The organism is Lentzea sp. NPDC036949 (assembly GCF_055608075.1).
The window spans coordinates 1-19,015 of sequence record NZ_JBVJRA010000004.1; the positions used below are offsets into that span (position 1 = coordinate 1).

Consider the following 19,015-nt stretch of genomic DNA (forward strand, 5'->3'; position numbering starts at 1 on the left):
TCACCGCCGCGGCGCCGAACCGGCTGTGGCTAGCCGATATCACCGAACACCGCACCACAGAAGGGAAGCTGTATCTCTGCGCGGTCAAGGACATCCATTCCAACCGAATCGTCGGCTACTCCATCGACTCCCGGATGAAGTCGTGCCTCGCCGTCACCGCGCTCACCAACGCCCTCGCCCGCCGCGGTGACGTCGCCGGCTGCGTGGTGCACACCGACCGCGGCTCGCAATTTCGATCCAGGAAATTCGTCCGTGCACTCGCTCGTCACGGCTTGGCCGGCTCGATGGGCCGGGTCGGTGCCGCGGGCGACAACGCGGCCATGGAGAGCTTCTTCGCGTTGCTGCAGAACAATGTTCTCGACCGACGCACCTGGCCCGCCCGAGACGAACTGCGGATCGCGATCGTGACCTGGATCGAGCGCACCTACCACCGCCGCCGACGCCAGACCGCCCTCGGCCGGTTGACCCCCATCGAATACGAAGCAATTATGGCCACGCCAGCCAGCCAGCCAGGCTGCGTGACTACAACTGTCACCTACTCGTGCAGCAGACCCAACTCCGCGATAACCGAGCCAACGCCATCGATCAACTCATCCGACACCGCGCGCTGCCACGCGCGCGAAGTCTGCACATCCTGAAACGGTGCTCGTCGACATCCGGCCGTAGAGCGCAAAGCGCAGGCCAGGCTCCTAAGACGATGCCACTGAACGGCGACGTTCCGTCAACGCGGCAACCAGTTCGGCATTCGTCAACGTGACCACAGTCAGCTCCCTCGGTCAAACCGAGACCCAGCTGCCAAAAGCATCGTGACGACGCCCTGTCCAACTCCACCCGAACAGACCAAGAGCAAGCAACACCAGACACCAGACTAGCTCATCGTCACGGAAAGGCAACTCAGATGTCGCCTACTCGTGCAGCAGACCTAAGCGCTTCAGTCCGGTAGCTGAGTGTCGAGTGTACTGACATAACGGCGACAGAGGTCCCCGACAGGGCCAAGCTGATTGTCCCAGGACAGACCATTACGACCATTTCAATCAGACGCGCGGCTCAGACCCGCTTCGTGCTTCACGCAAAGTTGAGATCGGTCGGCTGCAGCACGGTGCCTCGCTTGCCGAGACTGTGATCTCGGACGCGGCCACGCGAGGACGTTCAGCGAAAGAGCGCTTTCAGTCCGGTCATCACGGCCTCGATCAGTGACACTGTTCCGCCACCACGGGCGTACTCGACCGGACGTCGGCCACGCGCCGCCTTGAGGGCATCCGTCGCAGCATGACTTGCCGCCTTGTCGGCTATCACCAGGAGGTCTGCGTTGCGCGCGGCATTCCGCAACGAGTCGTTCCCGACCTTCGCGACCAGAGTCTCCACGCGAACCGCAGGATACCTTCGGCGGATGATCGAGGCGGCCCGGACAGCAGCAGGCTCCATCAACGAGTAGAGAGCGATAAAAGTCCCTGCTGGTACCGAACCGGACGATCTGCCAGTCGCGTTCGCCTCCTCGTCAGCCGACTCGGGTACTTCGACGACCAGGTCGAACTCGGATGCCAGCGACGCGGCGGTGTGCAGCCAGGCAGGGTCGACCCTCCGTGCGCTGTGCGGACCGAGGCGGCTCAGGATCCTGCTCGCGAAGTCGCGCAACGCGACGCTCTCCCTAGGGAGGTACGCGGCCAGCAGTTCGAGCACCTCAAGCCCCATGGGCAGGTCGGCGTCGGTGAGGAAGGGGGTCCACGCGGCGTCTACCTGCTCCACCAGGTTGTCGAGCGCTACTCGTCCGATGCCGGTTCGCAGGGTTCGGGCGATCACCTCGGACAGTCGGAGGGCCCGGCGTCGGTCACCCGATTCGTCGAGCAGGGCCCACATCTCCACCATGCGCAGCCGCAGGTCCTGGATTCCGGCTACGTCACCCGCAGCCTGGAACAGGTCACGTTCCACGTCCAGGGCGAAGTCGACCAGTTCGAGGCTCTCGCCTCGACCCATCGCCTCCACGAATTCGGTCAGCGCGCCTGGTTGCATCAACTGCGGGACGGATTGGTCGCGCAGGTCGTTGAGGGCCCGGTCGCGTTCGGCCGCCTCTCCTGCCTCCAAGGTGCGCACAACCGCTTCACCGAACGGCAAGGCCGCGAGGTCGAGCTCCTTTGAGGTGTCCCGTTGCCGTACGGATAGCGCCGCCTGGACGACGGATTCACCCAAAGCCGTGCTCCACTGCTGGAACAACTCGGCGACCCGACCGCTGAAGGTCAGGTTGAACAAGTCGACCAAGAGCGGGACCAACTCCTCTGCCGGCGGTACCTGACGAAGTAGGTCGATAGCCGCGTCGTAACGACCTTCGTTCACGGCCCGGTGGAGGTCTGCCAAACTGACGTGGGCAGGCTCTGCCCGCTGTTTGGCACCGCCCAGCAAAAGCGCGAGCACGTCCATGCCCAAGACCTGCGGCAGCCATCCTGACCGTTCCAGCCGTGCCAGCACCTCCTGGGCCGGTTCTCCAGATGCGAGTGACCACAGCGTGTAGTAACGGGCGCCGGACTTGGATCGGATCGCGGTCACAGATGGCACCAAGGCACCGAACTGGCCGGTGCCCGCCACGAAGTCATCGAGGCTCGCGTCCACGGGCAGTCCGGAGATCGCGAGCCTTGCCAACGCGTCGGAGGCCAACGCGGGCCGGTCCATGCGGAGCAGATCCGGCAACTGCTCCAGTTCCGCCATCCGATCCCACTGCTCGAAGGCCGCCAGGTACTGGAGCCGGAGGAAGAGGCGGTTCGCTCGTGATAGCCGCTGGTCCTGCTCCAGGGTATCGAGGAGGTTCTCCGCACGTACCTGCGCGCCCGCGACGATGGCGTCCTGGAAGTCACTGATCACCCTGCCGACCGGAGCCGTCAACAGCACTCGCCGGTGCGGTCGTGCGGCGAGGGTTCGCACCAGGCGCCCGACGGCCTGCTCGACCTGGACCACCGCTTGTTCGTTCTTGGGCAGGCGCAGTCGAAAGGCGCATCCTCTCATGCCCACCAGTCCCCGGACGGCTTGGTCCATCGACAACTTCGAGTCCGTTTGGACTGGCTGGCCGTCGAAATCGATCCATGACCCGAGATTCGCGCGGATGAGGTCCGCGACCCAGTTCCGCTGCTCCTTGTCGGGGCAGACCACGTACCAGTAGCGCCAACCTGAGGCCAGGACGGGGAGGAAGAACGGGGACGCCTCGGCGAACCACGCAGCCCGCGCCGGCACGACGACGTTCTCGACCGCAGGGTCACCTTCCGCCCGGAGTTCGTTGGGCGGTGTGAAGAACCTGTCGACGAAGGCCGACCACGCCTGTTCCCGATCGACTGCGCTCATCAGAAGAACTGCCCCATCTGCATCGCAACCGTACCCACGGCGGAGGGGTCCGTCGTCACTGTGATCAACTCGCCGTTGATCGTCACTCCGCTGTAGGTGAGGTTCATCGAGCCGTAGACCGCCCAGGAATCGGCGATCAACGCTTTCTCGTGGCTGAAGACGCGGTGGTCCCGGGGAGGTCGGAACGCCACCAGGCGGTCAGCGGTCCCGTCCAGCCGTGCACCCAGCCGAACCCTGTCGAGGAAGTCGTCCTCGCGGTCGCCCTCACCGCATGCGATCTTGATGAGGACACCGCGGGCGAGCAGAGCCCTCAGCACGGCGGAGAACTGCACTCGACCCGCGGTCCACGCCGGGTCAACCGCCGTGAACCTGCCACCGCGGTTGTCCAGCACAGGGAAATCCGACATCCAGGGCGAGACGAGGATCAGCCGCCGACCTGGGCTGAGCAGTTCGGAGAACAGCAGGCCGGTGAGGCACTCGTCGATGTCGCGACTCGACGAGGCCGCGGTCCGGTGGATGAGCCGCATGCTCACAGGGGCGCCTCTCGGAGTGTGACCGACACCCAGTGCCGACCGTTCTCGCGGCCGAAACCGTCGACCTGGGGATGGGCGTACAGCCAGTCCACCTCGACCGGGTCGACCATCAACTCGCGCACCGCCTCGGCCAGGCCAACGGTGTTCTCGCTGGAACTGGACAGACGGGCCTCACCGTGTCGCTTCAGCGCCGCGGCCAACTCCTGTCGCCACTCGGCGGAGTCGACGTCGACGGCTTGTGCCGGTTCGGGAAGCACGGCTCGCAGCAGGGTCCTTTCCGTCGGGGGTGTGTCGTACGAGTAGCGGTTGCTGGCCCGCAGTGTTTCCGGCCGGCGCGCAACGGCTCTTGTCCACAACAGGCTGAGAAGCACTGATTGGGCCCTGGCCTGGGAGGTTCCCGGAATCGAGGGCGATGCGATGCGCTCCACCCGCTTGAGCACCTCTGGGTCCTTGGCGAGGAAAGCGCACACCGCCCGGTGATCGATGGCGAACCCGGCGCGCAGGTCGAACTCGTCCCACTTGGCGAGCAGCAGACGAACCAGCTCGTCGCTGTCGGGCCCCGAGCCCGGTGGGAAGATCCGGGTGGACAGCGCGGCGAGGTTCACGTGGGTGCGGGTGATCCCCTCTTCGCCCAACCGCGCGATCAGCGCTTGCCAGGCGTCGAGCCGGTCGGAGGCGCCCTGTCGGAACCTCGCGGCCGCCTGGGACACCTTGTCGCTCGTCGCCAGGAGGTGCAGTACCCGGCGCAGCGACGGGTCCACCTCCTCCGTGTCGGTCGCTTCCGCGGCCGCCGCGACGAGCGAGTCGAATCGCCTGGGGTCGTCGGCGAGTCGCCGGGTGAGCGTCTCGATCACGCTTCCGCCGCCGGGTGCCGCGTCGCACAGGACGATCGTGGCGTCGGATCCGCCTTCGTCCACGACGTCCGCCAGGACATCGAGGTCGACGTTGAAGTCGGGGCACACCTGCTGGGCCGCGAACTGCCAGGCCGCCGTGACGGTCTGCAGAAATCGGGAACGGATCCACGGCAGCCAGAACTCGTCGGGGTGCTCTGCCAGCGCCGGGAGCGCCTGTCCGAGGACCCCAACGACATCCGGTCTTCCGAGCGCGTCCAGCACCATGTCGCGCAACGGGCGCTCGTCGTCGTCCACGTTCACCGTAGCGAGCATGACCCCATCGACGACGGACTCCGCCGAGGACTGCCACCTGCCGGGCGACATGTCCGTCAGGTCGGCGATGCCCGCGCCGCGCAGTGCGGATTCACCCGCGATCGACACGGCTACCTCGGCGATCCATCCTGCGATGAAGGGGTTGAGCCCCACCTGGTCCAGACCGGTCTTGACGAGCCAGACGAACCGGTCGGTGCGCAACTGTCTCAACCGGTGCTCGTCCCCGGTCAGGTCGAACACCTCGATCGAAGCGGGCACCGCCACCGTCACTGCGAGGGCGTCGACGTCGGCCGAGAACCCGATGGCTGCCGGATGCCCGGCACGGGTGAAGGTGTAGTCCTGCCGGTCCCGCCCCTTTCGGGTCACGACCTCTGCGGTTCCCTGCAGCGCGTACCTCCAGATGCGCAGCGAACCGCGATCGACGCTGAGAAATGCCCGCAGGGCAGGGACCAGGTCACCCAACGGGCTGCTCTTGGGACGGGACAATTCCGTACCCACGGCTTCCCGGTCGAAGAGGAAGCGCCACTGAAGTGAGCCGTTCGACGTCGGTAGCACTTCAGGGCTCGGTTTGACCGGGTGGATCCGGATCGGACGGACCAGGGGAACGGAGGCCCCGTCCACGGGCAGTTCGGTCACGACCTGCCCACCGGGTGCCAACGACTCGTCCAGCTCGACAACGCCGGAGGACGGTGGCTCAATCCACAGGCCCTTGACCGCCCGGACCGCCCACCGGAGTGTCACCTTGCCGGGCGCGAGTTCGTTGAGGCCCATCCCCACCGGGATCGAGGTGTCCGCAGCGGGGTCGTAGCCATCGGGCGGCACCACCACGACCTCGGGCAGCACGAGATCGGTGAAGAGCGTCGACGGGATGAACTCCGGCAGTGGTTGACGGGTCGAGACGTCGGTGCCCGGTGTGACCTGTCCTTCCCGGACTGTGGCCCAGTCGCTGGTCAGTCTCCGGTGGATGGTCGGCACGACCTCCATCAGCAGTGATCGCGGGTGCTCCCAGCACAAGGCCTCGATCTCGTCCTTTTCGAGCGCGAGACTGCTCCGGATGAATTCGACCAGGTCACGCCGGGCGGGGCCGCCGTCGAGCACGTCCTGGAGGAGTTGGACGCACGATGCCTTGAAGCGGGCGCTCCCACGACCCGGAGCCGCCCAGACGTTGCGGACGAACGTCGATGGTGGGCGGTTGACACCCAACCGGTCGGCGACCCAGTCGACGAGGCACATCGCCGCCTGCATCTTCCGCACCGATTGGTTGCCCAGCGGCAACGTCTTGGCGGGAATCGCCGGGTCGAGGATCGACTCGTACGACTGGAACGCGAGCCGGTCGCGCCCGTAGTCGGAGAGCACCACGACGGTCCACGGGCGCTGGGAACGCGATCGACCGGCACGTCCGCGGCGCTGGAGGAACTGCGCCACATCGCGAGGCGCCTTGTGCTGGAGAACGCCGCCGACGCGCGGGTCGTCGTAGCCCACTTCGAGGGACGCCGTCGCCACGACGACATCCGCGCCCGAGTCCACACCGGTGTCCTGGGAGGACGTGCGGGCGATGTCGAGCGCACGCAGCCCGAAGCCCAGGTGCTCCGACAGCCACCAGTGCTGGCCCGCGCGGTTCAACGCCGTGTAATCCGCCGCCGACCGGTCCTGCACGTGGTCGCCCATGCGCAAGGCCGCCAGCACGGTCGCAGTGGGGATGCGTGCGCCGAAGGGATCACGGCCCTCGGCGCTGAGGAGCTGGCGGAACAGCCTGTTGACGAGATCGAGGTTGTCCAGGAATGCGAACACCCTCGTCCCGTGGGCATCGGACGGATCCCCGGGGCTCTCGTCGAGGATCCTCCGCAGCAGCATCAGGCTCTGGATGGTGGTCGACAGCAGGGCCGATTGCGATGCGGGGTCCCCGCGGAGGAGGATCTGGTACTCGCTGCCGACGTGCTCCATCTCGTCGGGTTGCGGCCGGATGTCGTCCACCGCTTCGACCTCGATACCGCACAGGTCGGCGAAGAACACCTCCGCGTTGGCCAGGGTGGCGCTCAGGCCCACCCACGTCACGTGTCGACCGAGCAACCTGCGCCAACGTCGCATCAAGTAGGCGATCTGGGCACCGCTCGTGCCGCTGTAGGTGTGGATCTCATCGAGCAGCACGACGGCAGGGGGCCGATCGACTTGCGTACCGACGCCGAAGATGTGACGCGACCAGCCGTCGCTCAACTGCTGGTTGAGCATCTCCGTCGTGGTGAACAGGATGTCAGGTGCTTCGGCCGCCATGGAATCGCGGGTGAGTCGCAGTTCCAGGGAGGTGACCGGCTTCTCGCAATCGACGCAGACCAGTTCGCCCCACTGCGTTCCTCGACCGCCGGCTGGGTGCCAGGCGAGTTCCCCGCCGCACTGCACGCCCGAAGGCTCCGCCGGACAGGTGAGGAACGGGCAGATCCACCTCTTGCCTCGCAGCCTCCACCCACCACGAGGGTCCGGGTCCTCGTTCGCCCTTCGCGGTGTGGGACCGAAGTAGGCGCCCACCGACAGTTGGCGACCGCCTGCCTCCCGGAGGCGGCGCACCTCACGCAAGGCGGCGGCGAGCTGGTCCTTGAGCAGTTCGTTCCGAGGGTAGATCGCGACCGCACGGGGACCGCGCGGTCCGGACGCGGCGAGCCACGCGAGCACGGGGAGGTAGAAAGCGAGGGTCTTGCCACTGCCGGTGCCGGCACCCACCACCACACCGCGATCCCGCTGCACCTTCAACGCCGCCAGGATCGCGTTCGTGGCGTGCACCTGGAAAAGCGAGAGGAAAGGCCGCCTGCGCAGTATCCGTTCCACCTCGGTCAGCAGAGCGGTCGGGACATCCCTCTCCGCCAACCGGTCCAGCGCGTCGGACGCGGCGATGTCGCGCTTCGGGAAAGTGCGGGCGCGTCGCATGAACCGAATGTCGGACACAAGAGTGCTGGACGCCTGCCAGGGGCGCCCCGGAAAGAGTTGCCGCAGGCGGCTGAACAAGCGGACGGCCTCAGCCATCCTGGTGCGAAACCTGGCCGGCCACTCCTTCGGCAACTGCACGAGCAGGTTCCGTGCCACGAGTTCGTCGATGCACTTCCCGGCGTCGGCGCCGTCCCACTTCTGCTCTCGCAGGAGTTCCGAGAGCGTCGCACGGGTCCAGGACTCGTCGAGCAGGCCCCATGCGATCTTCCGCGCCTCCGCCTCCTCGATGAGGTCGAGCGCGGTCAGCACGGGGTCGGGTGACGCATCGTTCATGAACGCAGCACCACCCTCAGGTCGACGGTGTTGCGGGCGTCACCCAGCCACTCTCTCACCCTTGGCGTGATGAGCTCCCAAGGAGCGCCCTCGGCCGTCGCGGCTCGGCGGAGGAAATCCTTGATCTCGGGGTGGTGCCGCTCCAGCACTTCATCGAGCAGTGGGTGATCATGTTGCCAAGTCTCGACGTCAGCGAGAATCTCCCGGAGGCGGTTCGCCAGGTCCTGGGCCGCGACCTTGTCCACCTGCGTGTTCAGGCGGCGTTGCACGCCTTGCAGCCGCACGACCAGTGACTCCATCACGCCGGGGTAGACAGCGATGTCCGCTTCGACGCCGGCGGGGCGTTCGGCCAGACGGCGTCGGTCCACCGCGCGGTTGAGGTTCGTCAGGAGCTCGTTGGCGATTTTCTCGGCCGTTTTCAGCGCCTCGTCCACCGACTCCGCACCGACACGTGTCGCCACGTCCGTGGCCGCTGCCCCCGTCACGGCACTCGCCGCGGATCGCAATGCCCGCCTGGCCTGGCCAGCCTCCGACGGGAGGCCTTCGCGCACGCGGGCGACGACACCCATCTGCCGGAGTTCGGTGTCCGCGGCGGAGATGGCCGCGAGTTTCTCGCCCGCGCCCACCGCACGGGTTCGTACTCGTTCGACCTTCGCCCGGGCGTTCACGTCCCGCTGTTCGGACTTCATCTGGCCCAGCCGGTTGAGCAGCGTCTCCGCCCGGGAGGCGAACGTCGTCATCGTGCTCCTCCACTGGCGATCTCGTCCAACTTGTCGGCCAACGCCCGAAAGTCCTTCACGAGGCCATCCGTGTCGACCGCCGAACCGTCGGTGCCGACGGGTGTGAGCGATGATTCCAGGTGTCCAAGAAGCCTCATCGTGGTCTCGGCAAAGCTCCGCAACGCCCGGAGCGTGGGCAACGGGCTGTTCCGGAGCTTCCACAGATCACCAGGAGCGGGACCGTTTGCGACCACCTCCGAGAAACGCCGATAGGTTTCCATGGTTTTCGGAAGTAGACCCGAGGCGACTCGTTCGAATTCTTCCTTGGAGTCGGCGCGGGGCAGTTTCTGGCCGACGTGGGCTTCCTCCACGAGTTTCCGCATCACCTGCTGCAGGTGCTCCAGATTTTCCTGGGGATCGAGCAGTCGGTCGATTTTCTTGACCTCATCGGTGACGTCGGACCATGCTTTGTGTGAAGACGTCCGCATCTTCACCGCCAAGCGCATTCCGATGCCGCTGCCGTGCACGTCGGCGGCGGTGTCGAAGTCCTCCGACGTCGTCTTCAGGTTGGAGCGCACATGCGAATGAATCTCGGCCACGTCGATCAGCGACGGCTTGCCGTCGCCCTTCGCAGCCGTGACGTGGTCCCGCAGCACTTCCAGCGCTTCTTTCCGGATGCTGTTGACGCTGTCGGCGAAATCCTTCACCGCGACATGCGCACGGTCGGCTGGGACCGGCTTCAACATCACCGGCAGCGCCTCTCGGACCGTTTCACCAGGAAGTGCCGCCACGTTGCGGATGATCATGAGGGTGCGCACGGCGGCACCGAGCTCTGGTGCCCCCTGGGCGAGTTGCGCGAGTTCGGCGGCGTAGTCACTGATTCGGGATTGCAGCGGGAAGTACCACAAGCCGTCATCGAACTCGTCCAGCGCACCTCCCATCGTCGCGTTATACACACCTCGCAGGAGGACGGCGTTATCGTGCGAGCGTTCGATGGAGAAAAGCGTGCCCGACTTGCGACTTCCTGCACCGCCCGACTTCTCTATGTCGATGTCTGTGGCGAACAGGGTGTGTGCGCCGATCTGCCACTTGTGGATGGTGCCGGAGGACGTGGCGGTGACGGAAAGACCGTACCGACCGCTCCGGAGTTGTGACACGACGGCATCACAGATCCAGACGCGGATTCTGTTTGCCGTTCTGGCGTTCAGCAGGACGTCGTCGTCGAGCGCCCACTTGTCGAACTGGTCCAGCTCCGGCGGCGCGGGTGTTTCGGTCTTCTCGTGGTCATGGGTCCGACCTTTGCCCTGAGGTGGGGTCTCTTCGGTCGCCATGTCCGCGGTGCCGGTCGAAGAGTCGATCGAGGTTTCGCTGATCGACACACCGAAGCGCTCCGCGATCCTGCGGAGGCCGGGATCGGCCACTGGCGGGGCCACGGCGTAGAAAGCCCGGAGACCGACCTCCTGTTCGTGACCTCCCGGGTTCAGGCGGTCGATCTGGACATGGACCGCGGGCGGCACGTTCTCACGGTTCTTGTCCAGCGACCGGGCGAAGTTCGCGGACGGGAACGTCCCCGGATTCGGCAACTCGTCCTCGGCGGTCTCAAGAGGCGCCCGGATCACTTCCCGGAGGATCTCCCGGGGACGGAACTTGTTCTTGCTCGCCAAAGCGATCAGTCGGTCCAACGCTGCCGCGTTGTACGGGTAGAGGCCGTGCCCGAGCTTGGTGGCACCGAATGTCCCGTGGCACTGTTCGATGAATTCACAACGCAGACAGGCGCTCTCCTCGTCCGCCAGCGCCCCCTCGGGCAACCGGCCGACGTTGAGGTACCGACCGACGAACTCGCGGAGGTCAGCCCTGGGAACGTCCTTCAGGTCCACGTCGAGCCGGTAGCGCTCACCACGGTCGGTGAAGGTGCCGATCGACTTCAAATAACCGTCGGTGACCGCGATCGCTGCGCGCAGCTTGCACAGCTCCCCGTTCGCCGGGATGGTCAGCGCCTGGGCGAGTTGTTTGTCGATGCCGTGCAGCAGCACCAGGTCCTCGACGAACAGGCAGAGTTCCTTGTCCTGCGACGCGACGACCCTGCGGACGTCTTCGAAGACGGCGAGAAGGTCGGTCCGCGGTCCGACGAACACCTCGGTCTTCGCCCTGCCGAGGTACGAGTCGCACAGCGCCGCGATCTCGGTGCGGAACTGCGTGTGGTTGCAGATGAACAGCACGAGTTTGCGCAGGTCGGGCATCGCGTCGTCGAACTTCGTGGGTTCGACCAAGAAGTCCGCCTCGGTCAACCTCAGGTCGGCCTCGTCGCTCTCCTCGCTCTCGTCGTAGCCGCCGGCGAGGCGGGCGATCCGGTGGATCGGGCCGCCGGGCTTGCTCAGTTCCGCTCGGAACGTGAAGTCGCCGAGCAGGCGGTGCGCCTTCTCCCGCAGGTCGGCCAACTCCTCCGGTGGGATGCCGGAGAGCGCCTGCAGGTCGCCTGCCTGGTCGTAGGTCACCAACTGGTCCAACTTGTTGAGCAGCGCGGTCATCGCTTCTTCGTCGCTCGAAATGTCGGACGACGCCCGGTCGAGTGACTGCCTGAGTTCCCTCGCCTTGGGGGTGTCGATGCCCTCCAGGATCAGTTCCGTCACCTTGCGCAGGCTGGTGTTGCGCTTTGCGATGTAGACGACGTGCCAGTTGCCGGGGACGCCGACCTTGGACTTGAGCCACCGCACGAGGTGGCTCTTGCCGGTGCCCCGCTGGCCGGTGACGAACACCAGCACCGGCTCGTTTCCGCTGACCGGCTTGGTGAAGGACCGAAAGACGTCGTCTTCCGAGGCTTCCGACTCCTCGTCGGAGTCGACCTCCCGCACGCGGCGCAGGGGCAATGGGTGGTGGATCGCCGAGAAGACCGCGTCCGCACGCGGGTCGTCCAGTTCGAGGCCGCCGACGTCCACCTGCGTGGCATAGGCTATCGCCGACCGGTCCCAGCACACCGGGTACCTGTTCACTTGCGGCCCCCCTCGGTTTGGGCTCGGGGCTTCCACTCCACGGTCGTCACCGCGCGATCCAGGGCCTTGTTCCGCCCGAGGCGCATGATGCGCACCCCTGTGTCGCTCTGTTTCGTCAAGCCCACCACGCCGTCGGCTTCCAACTGCATCAGGGACAGCGACAATCCTGCCGACAGGACCTCCGTATCACCTTCGCGCTGTGACTGGTGGAGGGTCTGCAGTTCACCGCCGTCGACCAACGGCAGGACCGCCGCGCACCTGGTCACGAAGTCCTCGACGCCGTAGTTGCCGGCCGGGATGTCGGCCAGTCGGGCGGCAAGCGCGGCACTGGCGTCCGGGATGACCCCCGAGGATCCGACCTCACGAGCGAGGCCCAGGTAGGACGCCCAGCGCAGGAACGGCTGCCACTGCTCTTTGTTGGGCACCGGCCACTGGCTGGGGCCGCCACCCAGCACCGACGCCTGGTAGTCCCGGAAGCTGCGCCCCCTGCGCGTCCGTTCGTTGTCGCTGGCTTCGAAGCGGTCGAACGGCCACATCGGCTCATCGGCGGTGTAGAGCAACTCCAACGCCTGGATAAGGTCCGTGACGCCCTCGTCGCTACCGCTCGGCTCGTTCGGCTTCGCTTTCTCGAAGAGCCGGTCGAGCAGGAACGTCCAGAACACCGGGGCTGTCACGTCACCCGGGGCGGCCCAGCGTTCGATCAGGTCGTCGGCGAGCGCGACAACGCGAGTCCGCTCGGACAGGGCTCCGAAGGTGTTCAGCGCCACCAGCGACTGCCTGACCATCAATTGGCCGGCGGCGTTGGTGCTGCCGGCAGTCGGTGTTTTCCCGCCGTCGCCTTCCAGCGACCTCATCGCCTCCACGAGAGAGGATGGGGCGATCAGGTCGACGACTTCCGCGGTTTCCACGCCATCGCGCCCATGCAGCAGGAGCGCGCGCACCAGGAAGCGCATTGCCTCCGGCAGCATGTCAGGGGAAGTGAGGAGGGACATCTAAATTCTCCGCAATGCTTGGTCGACGGGGTACGCAGGTCCCCACGACTCTCGGAGTCGGGCACGGGGATCGAACGGGTTCGGGGTGCTCTCGTTGGTGAGCACAATCGTCAAAGGCCCGCGGGACAGCCTCGACAACAGGAGCGCGGCGTTCTTCGGTGTCGGGCCCTCCTCGTCGACCCGGACCAGCGTCGGCACGCGCAGCACGGTGCCGTCGATCACATCCACGACCTTGTCGTGCCACCAGAACGCGTCCTTGCGACGCGGCTCCGGCCACCAGGCTCCCTCGGAGACGAGCGACACCACACCGTTAGCGACCAGTCGGTCAACGAGTTCCTCCTGTTCCTCGGTCTGCCCCTCGCGCGACCAGAAGCAGAGCTTCACACCTCCGGCCAGCCTGGCGAGGGCAGCACCCGCGCCACGGGTGAGCGGGCCACCCCCGAACTGGGGTTCGACGGGGTGGCGGAGCAACCGGGGTGGTACCTGATCGGCCCGGCATGCCGGACAGCCGCCGCACTGCCGTGCTACCGAGATCAGGCTGGAATCGCTGTGCAACCGGTACTGCTGCGCCAGCAGTTCGTTCACGCACGTGGTTCGCGCTTCCAAGATCGCGGTCGCTGAGTCCAACGAGGCAGCCGAGGCGCTGCGACTCATGTTCCGCGCCCGGCGGAACCGTTCCCGGAATCGGGTCTCGTCGAGGTCACCGTGGAGCGGGCGAACCGCGATCGAGGCGTGGTGCGCCGCGAACGCGTTCCGCAGGTCGTCCTCCGTGGCGTCGACGGACAACTCGGGGGGAGGAGGCCATTCGATGGCGATCATCCCCGCGCGGTCCATACCTATGAGGGTCTGCACGTTCCAGAAGAGGTTCGCCTCGCTCCACGGGTAGGTGACCGTGTCGATCGCAGAGGTGAGGTCGACCTGGATCACGTCGCCGACCGTCTCTCCCAGTGCCATCTGCTGCCAGCGCCGCCACGCCTTGTCATCGCCGATCGACCTCGCGTCGGCGAGATCGCCGGCGACGGCGGCGTCCGCGTCGGTCCACAACACCATCGACAGCGAAGCCACACCGTCCCGTCCACCGCGACCGACCTCCTGGTAGAGCCGGTTGACCGACTCGGGCACGCAGAGGTGGATCACGGCCCGCACGTCGGGGATGTCGACCCCGAGCCCGAATGCGGAGGTGGCAACGACGACGTCCACGTCCTCCGACAACTCGCCGGCCAACCCGAGTCCCCGTACCGCCGCGTTCTTCACCTTGGAGGAGGCTCCTCCTCGCACCCCCGTGACCGCGTGCAGACCGGAGCCCTTCAGCCATCCGAGCACGTCGGCGACAGTGGTGGAACGGGGCGAACTGTGCAGCGCGGTGTACACGACCAGCGGTCTCGGCAGGTGCCGGCACGTCTCCAAGAACCGCAGACGCTTGTCGTCCTCGTTCTCGCACCGCCGCGACCACCAAGCCGGTTCCGGACGCGTGGCTTGTGCGGACACGAGCAGCTGCCGATCACCAGGGAAGAGCCGCCGCAGCGTCTGCAGCCCGTAATCGTCGAGCGTAGCCGTCAGCATGACGGTGATCGGCCGCTGATCTGGCGAGGCTCCGGCGAGCAGTCGCCGGCGCAGACCGGACAGGACGTGGAAGGCGGGCCGGAAGTCGTCGCCCCACTCGGACACGATGTGCGCTTCGTCGATCGCCAACTGGTCCAGGCGGCCTTCTCGGGCCGCAACCTCCAGTGGCTGGGAGAGCACCGTGCACGCGGCTTCCGGCGAGGTGATGACCAGCCACTGCGCGCCGTCCCGCACGCGCTGGACGAGCGACGTCTTGTCCTCCGTCGAGAGCCCTCCGTGGTAGGCGAGGCGATCTGCCTCGCCCGTCATGAGTCGCACCCGCCGTTCGAGGTCTAAAGCCAGCGACACCGTCGGGACGACGATGCACGTCTGCCTCGGACGACTCCGGATCGCCCGGGAGAGCACGACATCGGTTTTGCCGGAACCGGTGGGCAGCACGCAGACGACCGAATCGCCGCCCTGTGCCGTAGCGACAGCACGGACGCACTCCCGCTGTCCTGGGCTCAGGTAATCACCGTGCCCCGTGACCTCGGCGTGGAACCGGTCGGCGGCCAGCTTCCACAACGGACGGCGCTGTTCACGGCGGGCCACGACCTCATCAGGTGCGACGCCTCGGTGGTCGATCCACGAGGGCAACCAAGGCCTCGACACCCACTCGTGATCCGCCGTGCGATCAAAGCCGTGGGACACCCAGTCGGCTGCGGGGATGTCTTTCAGCGCCGGGACGTCGGTTGCCACCGATTGGTAGCCGCGGCGCACCAACTCCGACCGGATCAGCGGCAGGAGTTCGGCGGCCCGCCACGACCGGGACGATCTGAGCCTGCGGTTGAGCCGGTCGTCGGTTTGAGCGAGCTCCGCGAGCGTCAGTGCCGTCATGAGTGGTTCACCCTGGTGATTATGACCGCGCCACAACTTTCGAGCCTGAACACCGGGTTGGCCAACGCCTCCTCCACCGCGGTCAAGACCTCGTGATCGACGGTTGGAATCTCAGTGGTTTGGGACCGGGCGGTCAGGATCGCGACCTCCTTGGCCTTGGCCGCCGTCGCTCGCTCGACCGCGCCGGCGAGCCGCTTCAAGACCTCTGGACGACGGCGGGCCACGGCGAACGCCCGTTCCGCTGCTTCATCGCACTGACGTGCCCAGTCGGAGCCCTGCGTGAGCTCGCGGAAGCGGTCGGGACGACTACCCAGGTTGATGCCCTCCCTGAGTTCCAGCAAGGAGATCTGCTCCGCCGCGCATTCTTCTGCTCCCTGCATCCACCACACCCGTTCGATGGTCGTGGGCAGGAACAGCGAGGTACGAGCCCGGACAGCCCGCTGGAAAGCCGCATCGGACTTCGGCTCGACCGGGGCCGGTCCGATTTCGATGTCGAAGCAGAACGCGAACGACGGCGGCAGGCTTGGTTGCCCCGCTCGCAGTTCCAACTCCACGGCGAACACCTTCCCCCGGTCGTCCGACTCCGCGAACGCCGCGAAGGCGTCGACGAACGGCTCGCCCCAGCGGAGTAGTCCCAGTCCTTCGGACGCGGTGATGCGGTCGGCTGTGTACACCCGCTGGAAAACGGAGTTGCCGATGGTGCGTACCTCTGGCTTCGACAGCAACGGCGGTTTGTGCTCGTTGACGCGGAAACGCAGGCGGTCGCTGTCCGGGTAGTCGACCTGGAAGTTCAGCATCTCATGGACGTAGGCGACGACGGCACGCTCGAACTCTCGGCTCTTCCCATCCACCTTGGCGAGCCGGTCCGCGAACTCCTCGTCGTCGCCCGCGTCCTCGACGCTGTCCAGTAGGTCCTGTACCGCGATCTGCCGACGTTGGGTTTCCAACACATCGACGCGGGTCTTCATCAACTCGTGTGCTCCGGCGAGACCACCACCGATCGCGGTACGGAAGAACTCGCGTTCCAGATCCGACAGGACGTACTGCATGGTGGAGGTGGACGCCTCGAACACCTCGAACACGTCCTTGAGCGTTGCCGTCCACGCACCAAGGTGGGCCTGACGCTCCGGATCGGATTCAGTGAAGACCACAGAACGCACAGGCTTCTTGACCTCGCTCCACCGGTCGAACCGGCCGAGGCGCTGTTCAAGCGCGGAGGTCGTGGTGGGGACGTCGAGGTGCATGACCTCGTCGACGAATTGGAGGTTCACACCCTCTTCGGCCGACCTGTCGATCACCAGGACGCTGCGTTCACCGATGTCGGCGAACTCGGTCACCAGGCGGTTCCGGGTAATGCTGTCCTGCCCTTCGAGGAGGGCGACGACCCGGTGCCAGCCTAGTTCCTGCGTCAGCGAGTCGGCGACAAGTCCAGCGGTACGCGGGAACGTGCAGGAAATCGCGAACTTGCCGCGTCCGACGCGACGGCGAGCCCAGTCGACCGCAGCCGAGAGGCGGTCGACCTCCGCCTCGACGGCGAGCAGTTGCTCCAGCGCACGTGCCAGAATTTGTCCGGCGTCCGTGTCGCGGAACGATTCGACGACTCTCATCTCCTCACTCGACAGGTCGTGCCTCTCCTCGCCGCGGAGAGCCGCCGCCAGGTCCGCCAAGGCCTGCAGCGGTGCCGAGCAGCGGCCGAAGACGACTTGGAGTATGGCCCCCGCGTCCGGTGAATCGGACAGCTCAAGACCGAGTCGGAGGTCGTCGAGTACCCGGAACAGCGGGTCCCGCCGAGGGTCCGGATCTACCACGGCCCACGGCGTCCCCAGGGTGCGACCCCGCACGGGAAAGCTTCGCTTGGCCACGGTGTCGCGCCGATTGCGGATCATCCGCCGGTGCAGCCGATAGCTCTCCGCGATGTGGATGCGCAAGCGGTCGATGCACGCGTGGACCTTCTCCTGCTGCCGTTCGTCGATAAACCGACGCAACTCCGCCACGAGTTCTGCGACGACCAGGTCCCCGCTGAGCAGGTTCGCAACCAAGTCGATGGGTTCCCGGAGGTAGCGGAGCGGGGTGTCGCGGTCGAACGATGACATGGCTTGGGCCAGTTCATCGCGCATCTCGACCCGCCGCCGGAAGGCATCGACGTCGGAAAGCGGGTAGTTCTCCGAGTCCAATAGGTGAAGGAGGCCGAGGAATGCGTCCTCGTTGCTGCGCACAGGGGTCGCGCTTAGCAGCAGCAGGGATTCCGAGGCGTGCGCTATCGCGCAAAGCGCCTCGTACTGCCGCACACGCGCGCCTTGGCCGTCGTACTTTAGGTTGTCGGTAAACCTGTGAGCTTCATCCACGACGACGAGCAACCGCTTTTCGTCGCTCATGTCCTCGACATCCGAGTGTCCGGCGACCTCTACCCGGCCGGGGAAATCGTCGATGCGGAACTTCGTGGAAAGTTCGAGGCGCCACTGCTCGACGATCGCATCGGGAACGATGACGAGGGCGTCCCCCGTGCAGTCCAACAGGAGTTGCCGCAGCACCATCCCGGCCTCGATCGTCTTACCCAGCCCAACCTCGTCGGCCAGCAGGTACCGGGACACCGGATCGGAAAGCACCCGACGTGCCGCCCCGACCTGGTGGTCGTGGATTTCAACGCCCGATGACATGACAGCGCCGAGCCCGCGGGAAGCACTTCGCTGTTTGAACACGTGTCGGAGGAACTGCGTTCGACGCGTGTGGAAAAAGCGACTTTCCACAGTGCCCGCTTTGAGCAGGGCCAACGGATCGGCCAGCGGTTTCGACCAGCGAACCCGAAGTTCAGAGACGGGCACGAGCGCGGTGTACCCGTTGGGAAAATGAACGTGGTAGGCGCTCAACTCTTCGGTGTCAGGCCCGTAGACTCTTCCCACCATCCAGCGATCTCCGTCGAACCACCAGACCCGGTGTTGTTCCGGCAACTCCTTGTCGTGCCAGGTTCGCCCGGCCGCCGGGATGACCGACTCTGGCGCGACCGGCGTGTCGAAGAATGCGACCGTACCCGAATCGGAGTCCAGACGCGCCCAGCCCAGTTCCGCGTTCTTGACGATTCGGTACCTCTGCACGCATACCCCTCCCTGCGGCCCGCCAAATACTGCGTTCGATAATCAGCGGACGATCTGCTTGCCCTGCTCACCGATGCTGCCCGCCACCTGACTGCAGTAGTGGCGCCAAAGAGTATCGCGGCCGGCTCCACGACACCGCGCGACCAGTCGATCCGGCTCCTGCTTGCCGGTGTGACCGTCATATCGGAGTGGTCCTGGGCAGCGTTACACCGGACCCGCAGTCCGAACAAGAACCGCGCGCAACCACCGACTCGTTGCTCAGACTGGAGGGAACCGACCGGTGATTCCCCCTCAGTGCCCTGACCGTTCGACCAAACATACTGGGTGCGTAGATACCGATGTCGTCAACACTGTGTTCGGCGGTGGGCATGGACTTATCGGCGCGGCCGCGTCGACAGATTGAATAGATGGCGCTGATCGACGAGTTCGGCAAGACCGACGACCGGGTCCAGCGTAACTTCCGGCCGAGCACTTCACACCGACTTCGCGGACCAGCCAGCAAGGG

Annotated in this window: 8 protein-coding genes and 1 pseudogene; 1 reads left to right on the forward strand and 8 read right to left on the reverse strand. The window is 66.2% G+C overall.

Going from position 1 to position 19,015, the window contains the following annotated elements:
- Positions 1-497 (forward strand): annotated as a pseudogene (locus ACZ7CD_RS12445) (IS3 family transposase); the annotation flags it as partial.
- Positions 498-1,149: 652 nt separating this feature from the next.
- Here ACZ7CD_RS12445 and dpdD read toward each other — a convergent pair.
- From dpdD to dpdE, 8 genes are read right to left on the reverse strand one after another with little or no spacing between them, the layout of a single operon-like run.
- The gene (dpdD, locus tag ACZ7CD_RS12450; RefSeq protein ID WP_470378906.1) at positions 1,150-3,327 is read right to left on the reverse strand and encodes a protein DpdD; all 2,178 of its coding nucleotides are present in this window, start codon (positions 3,325-3,327) and stop codon (positions 1,150-1,152) included.
- Entirely contained in the window at positions 3,327-3,854 is a 528-nt protein-coding gene (gene dpdK / locus ACZ7CD_RS12455) for a phospholipase D-like domain-containing protein DpdK (protein WP_470379111.1), read from the reverse strand. Before dpdK ends, dpdD begins: the two co-directional genes overlap by 1 nt.
- 2 nt (positions 3,855-3,856) lie before the next feature.
- Entirely contained in the window at positions 3,857-8,278 is a 4,422-nt protein-coding gene (dpdJ, locus tag ACZ7CD_RS12460) for a protein DpdJ (protein WP_470378907.1), read from the reverse strand.
- On the reverse strand, positions 8,275-9,018 hold the full coding sequence (locus ACZ7CD_RS12465) for a hypothetical protein (RefSeq protein ID WP_470378908.1): 744 nt from the start codon (positions 9,016-9,018) through the stop codon (positions 8,275-8,277). The genes dpdJ and ACZ7CD_RS12465 overlap by 4 nt, the downstream gene beginning before the upstream one ends.
- Positions 9,015-11,933 (reverse strand): hypothetical protein, encoded by a 2,919-nt coding sequence (locus ACZ7CD_RS12470; RefSeq protein ID WP_470378909.1) that lies wholly within the window; start codon positions 11,931-11,933, stop codon positions 9,015-9,017. The genes ACZ7CD_RS12465 and ACZ7CD_RS12470 overlap by 4 nt, the downstream gene beginning before the upstream one ends.
- 50 nt (positions 11,934-11,983) lie before the next feature.
- Positions 11,984-12,979: a hypothetical protein gene (locus ACZ7CD_RS12475; RefSeq protein ID WP_470378910.1), complete on the reverse strand. Its 996-nt coding sequence runs from the start codon at positions 12,977-12,979 to the stop codon at positions 11,984-11,986.
- Positions 12,980-15,418 carry a protein DpdF gene (dpdF, locus tag ACZ7CD_RS12480; protein ID WP_470378911.1) on the reverse strand — a complete coding sequence of 813 codons (2,439 nt, stop codon included), beginning with the start codon at positions 15,416-15,418 and terminating at the stop codon, positions 12,980-12,982. It abuts the gene before it with no gap.
- A complete protein-coding gene (gene dpdE, locus ACZ7CD_RS12485) occupies positions 15,415-18,510 on the reverse strand; it encodes a protein DpdE (protein ID WP_470378912.1) in 3,096 nt (1,031 codons plus the stop codon). Before dpdE ends, dpdF begins: the two co-directional genes overlap by 4 nt.
- Positions 18,511-19,015: the final 505 nt, after the last annotated feature.

What these genes read in the sequence shown, in the direction of transcription:
- dpdD (WP_470378906.1), bottom strand. Translation starts at nt 3,327, where the DNA reads ATGAGCGCAGTCGATCGGGAACAGGCGTGGTCGGCCTTCGTCGACAGG.
- dpdK (WP_470379111.1), bottom strand. Translation starts at nt 3,854, where the DNA reads ATGCGGCTCATCCACCGGACCGCGGCCTCGTCGAGTCGCGACATCGAC.
- dpdJ (WP_470378907.1), bottom strand. Translation starts at nt 8,278, where the DNA reads ATGAACGATGCGTCACCCGACCCCGTGCTGACCGCGCTCGACCTCATC.
- ACZ7CD_RS12465 (WP_470378908.1), bottom strand. Translation starts at nt 9,018, where the DNA reads ATGACGACGTTCGCCTCCCGGGCGGAGACGCTGCTCAACCGGCTGGGC.
- ACZ7CD_RS12475 (WP_470378910.1), bottom strand. Translation starts at nt 12,979, where the DNA reads ATGTCCCTCCTCACTTCCCCTGACATGCTGCCGGAGGCAATGCGCTTC.
- dpdF (WP_470378911.1), bottom strand. Translation starts at nt 15,418, where the DNA reads ATGACGGCACTGACGCTCGCGGAGCTCGCTCAAACCGACGACCGGCTC.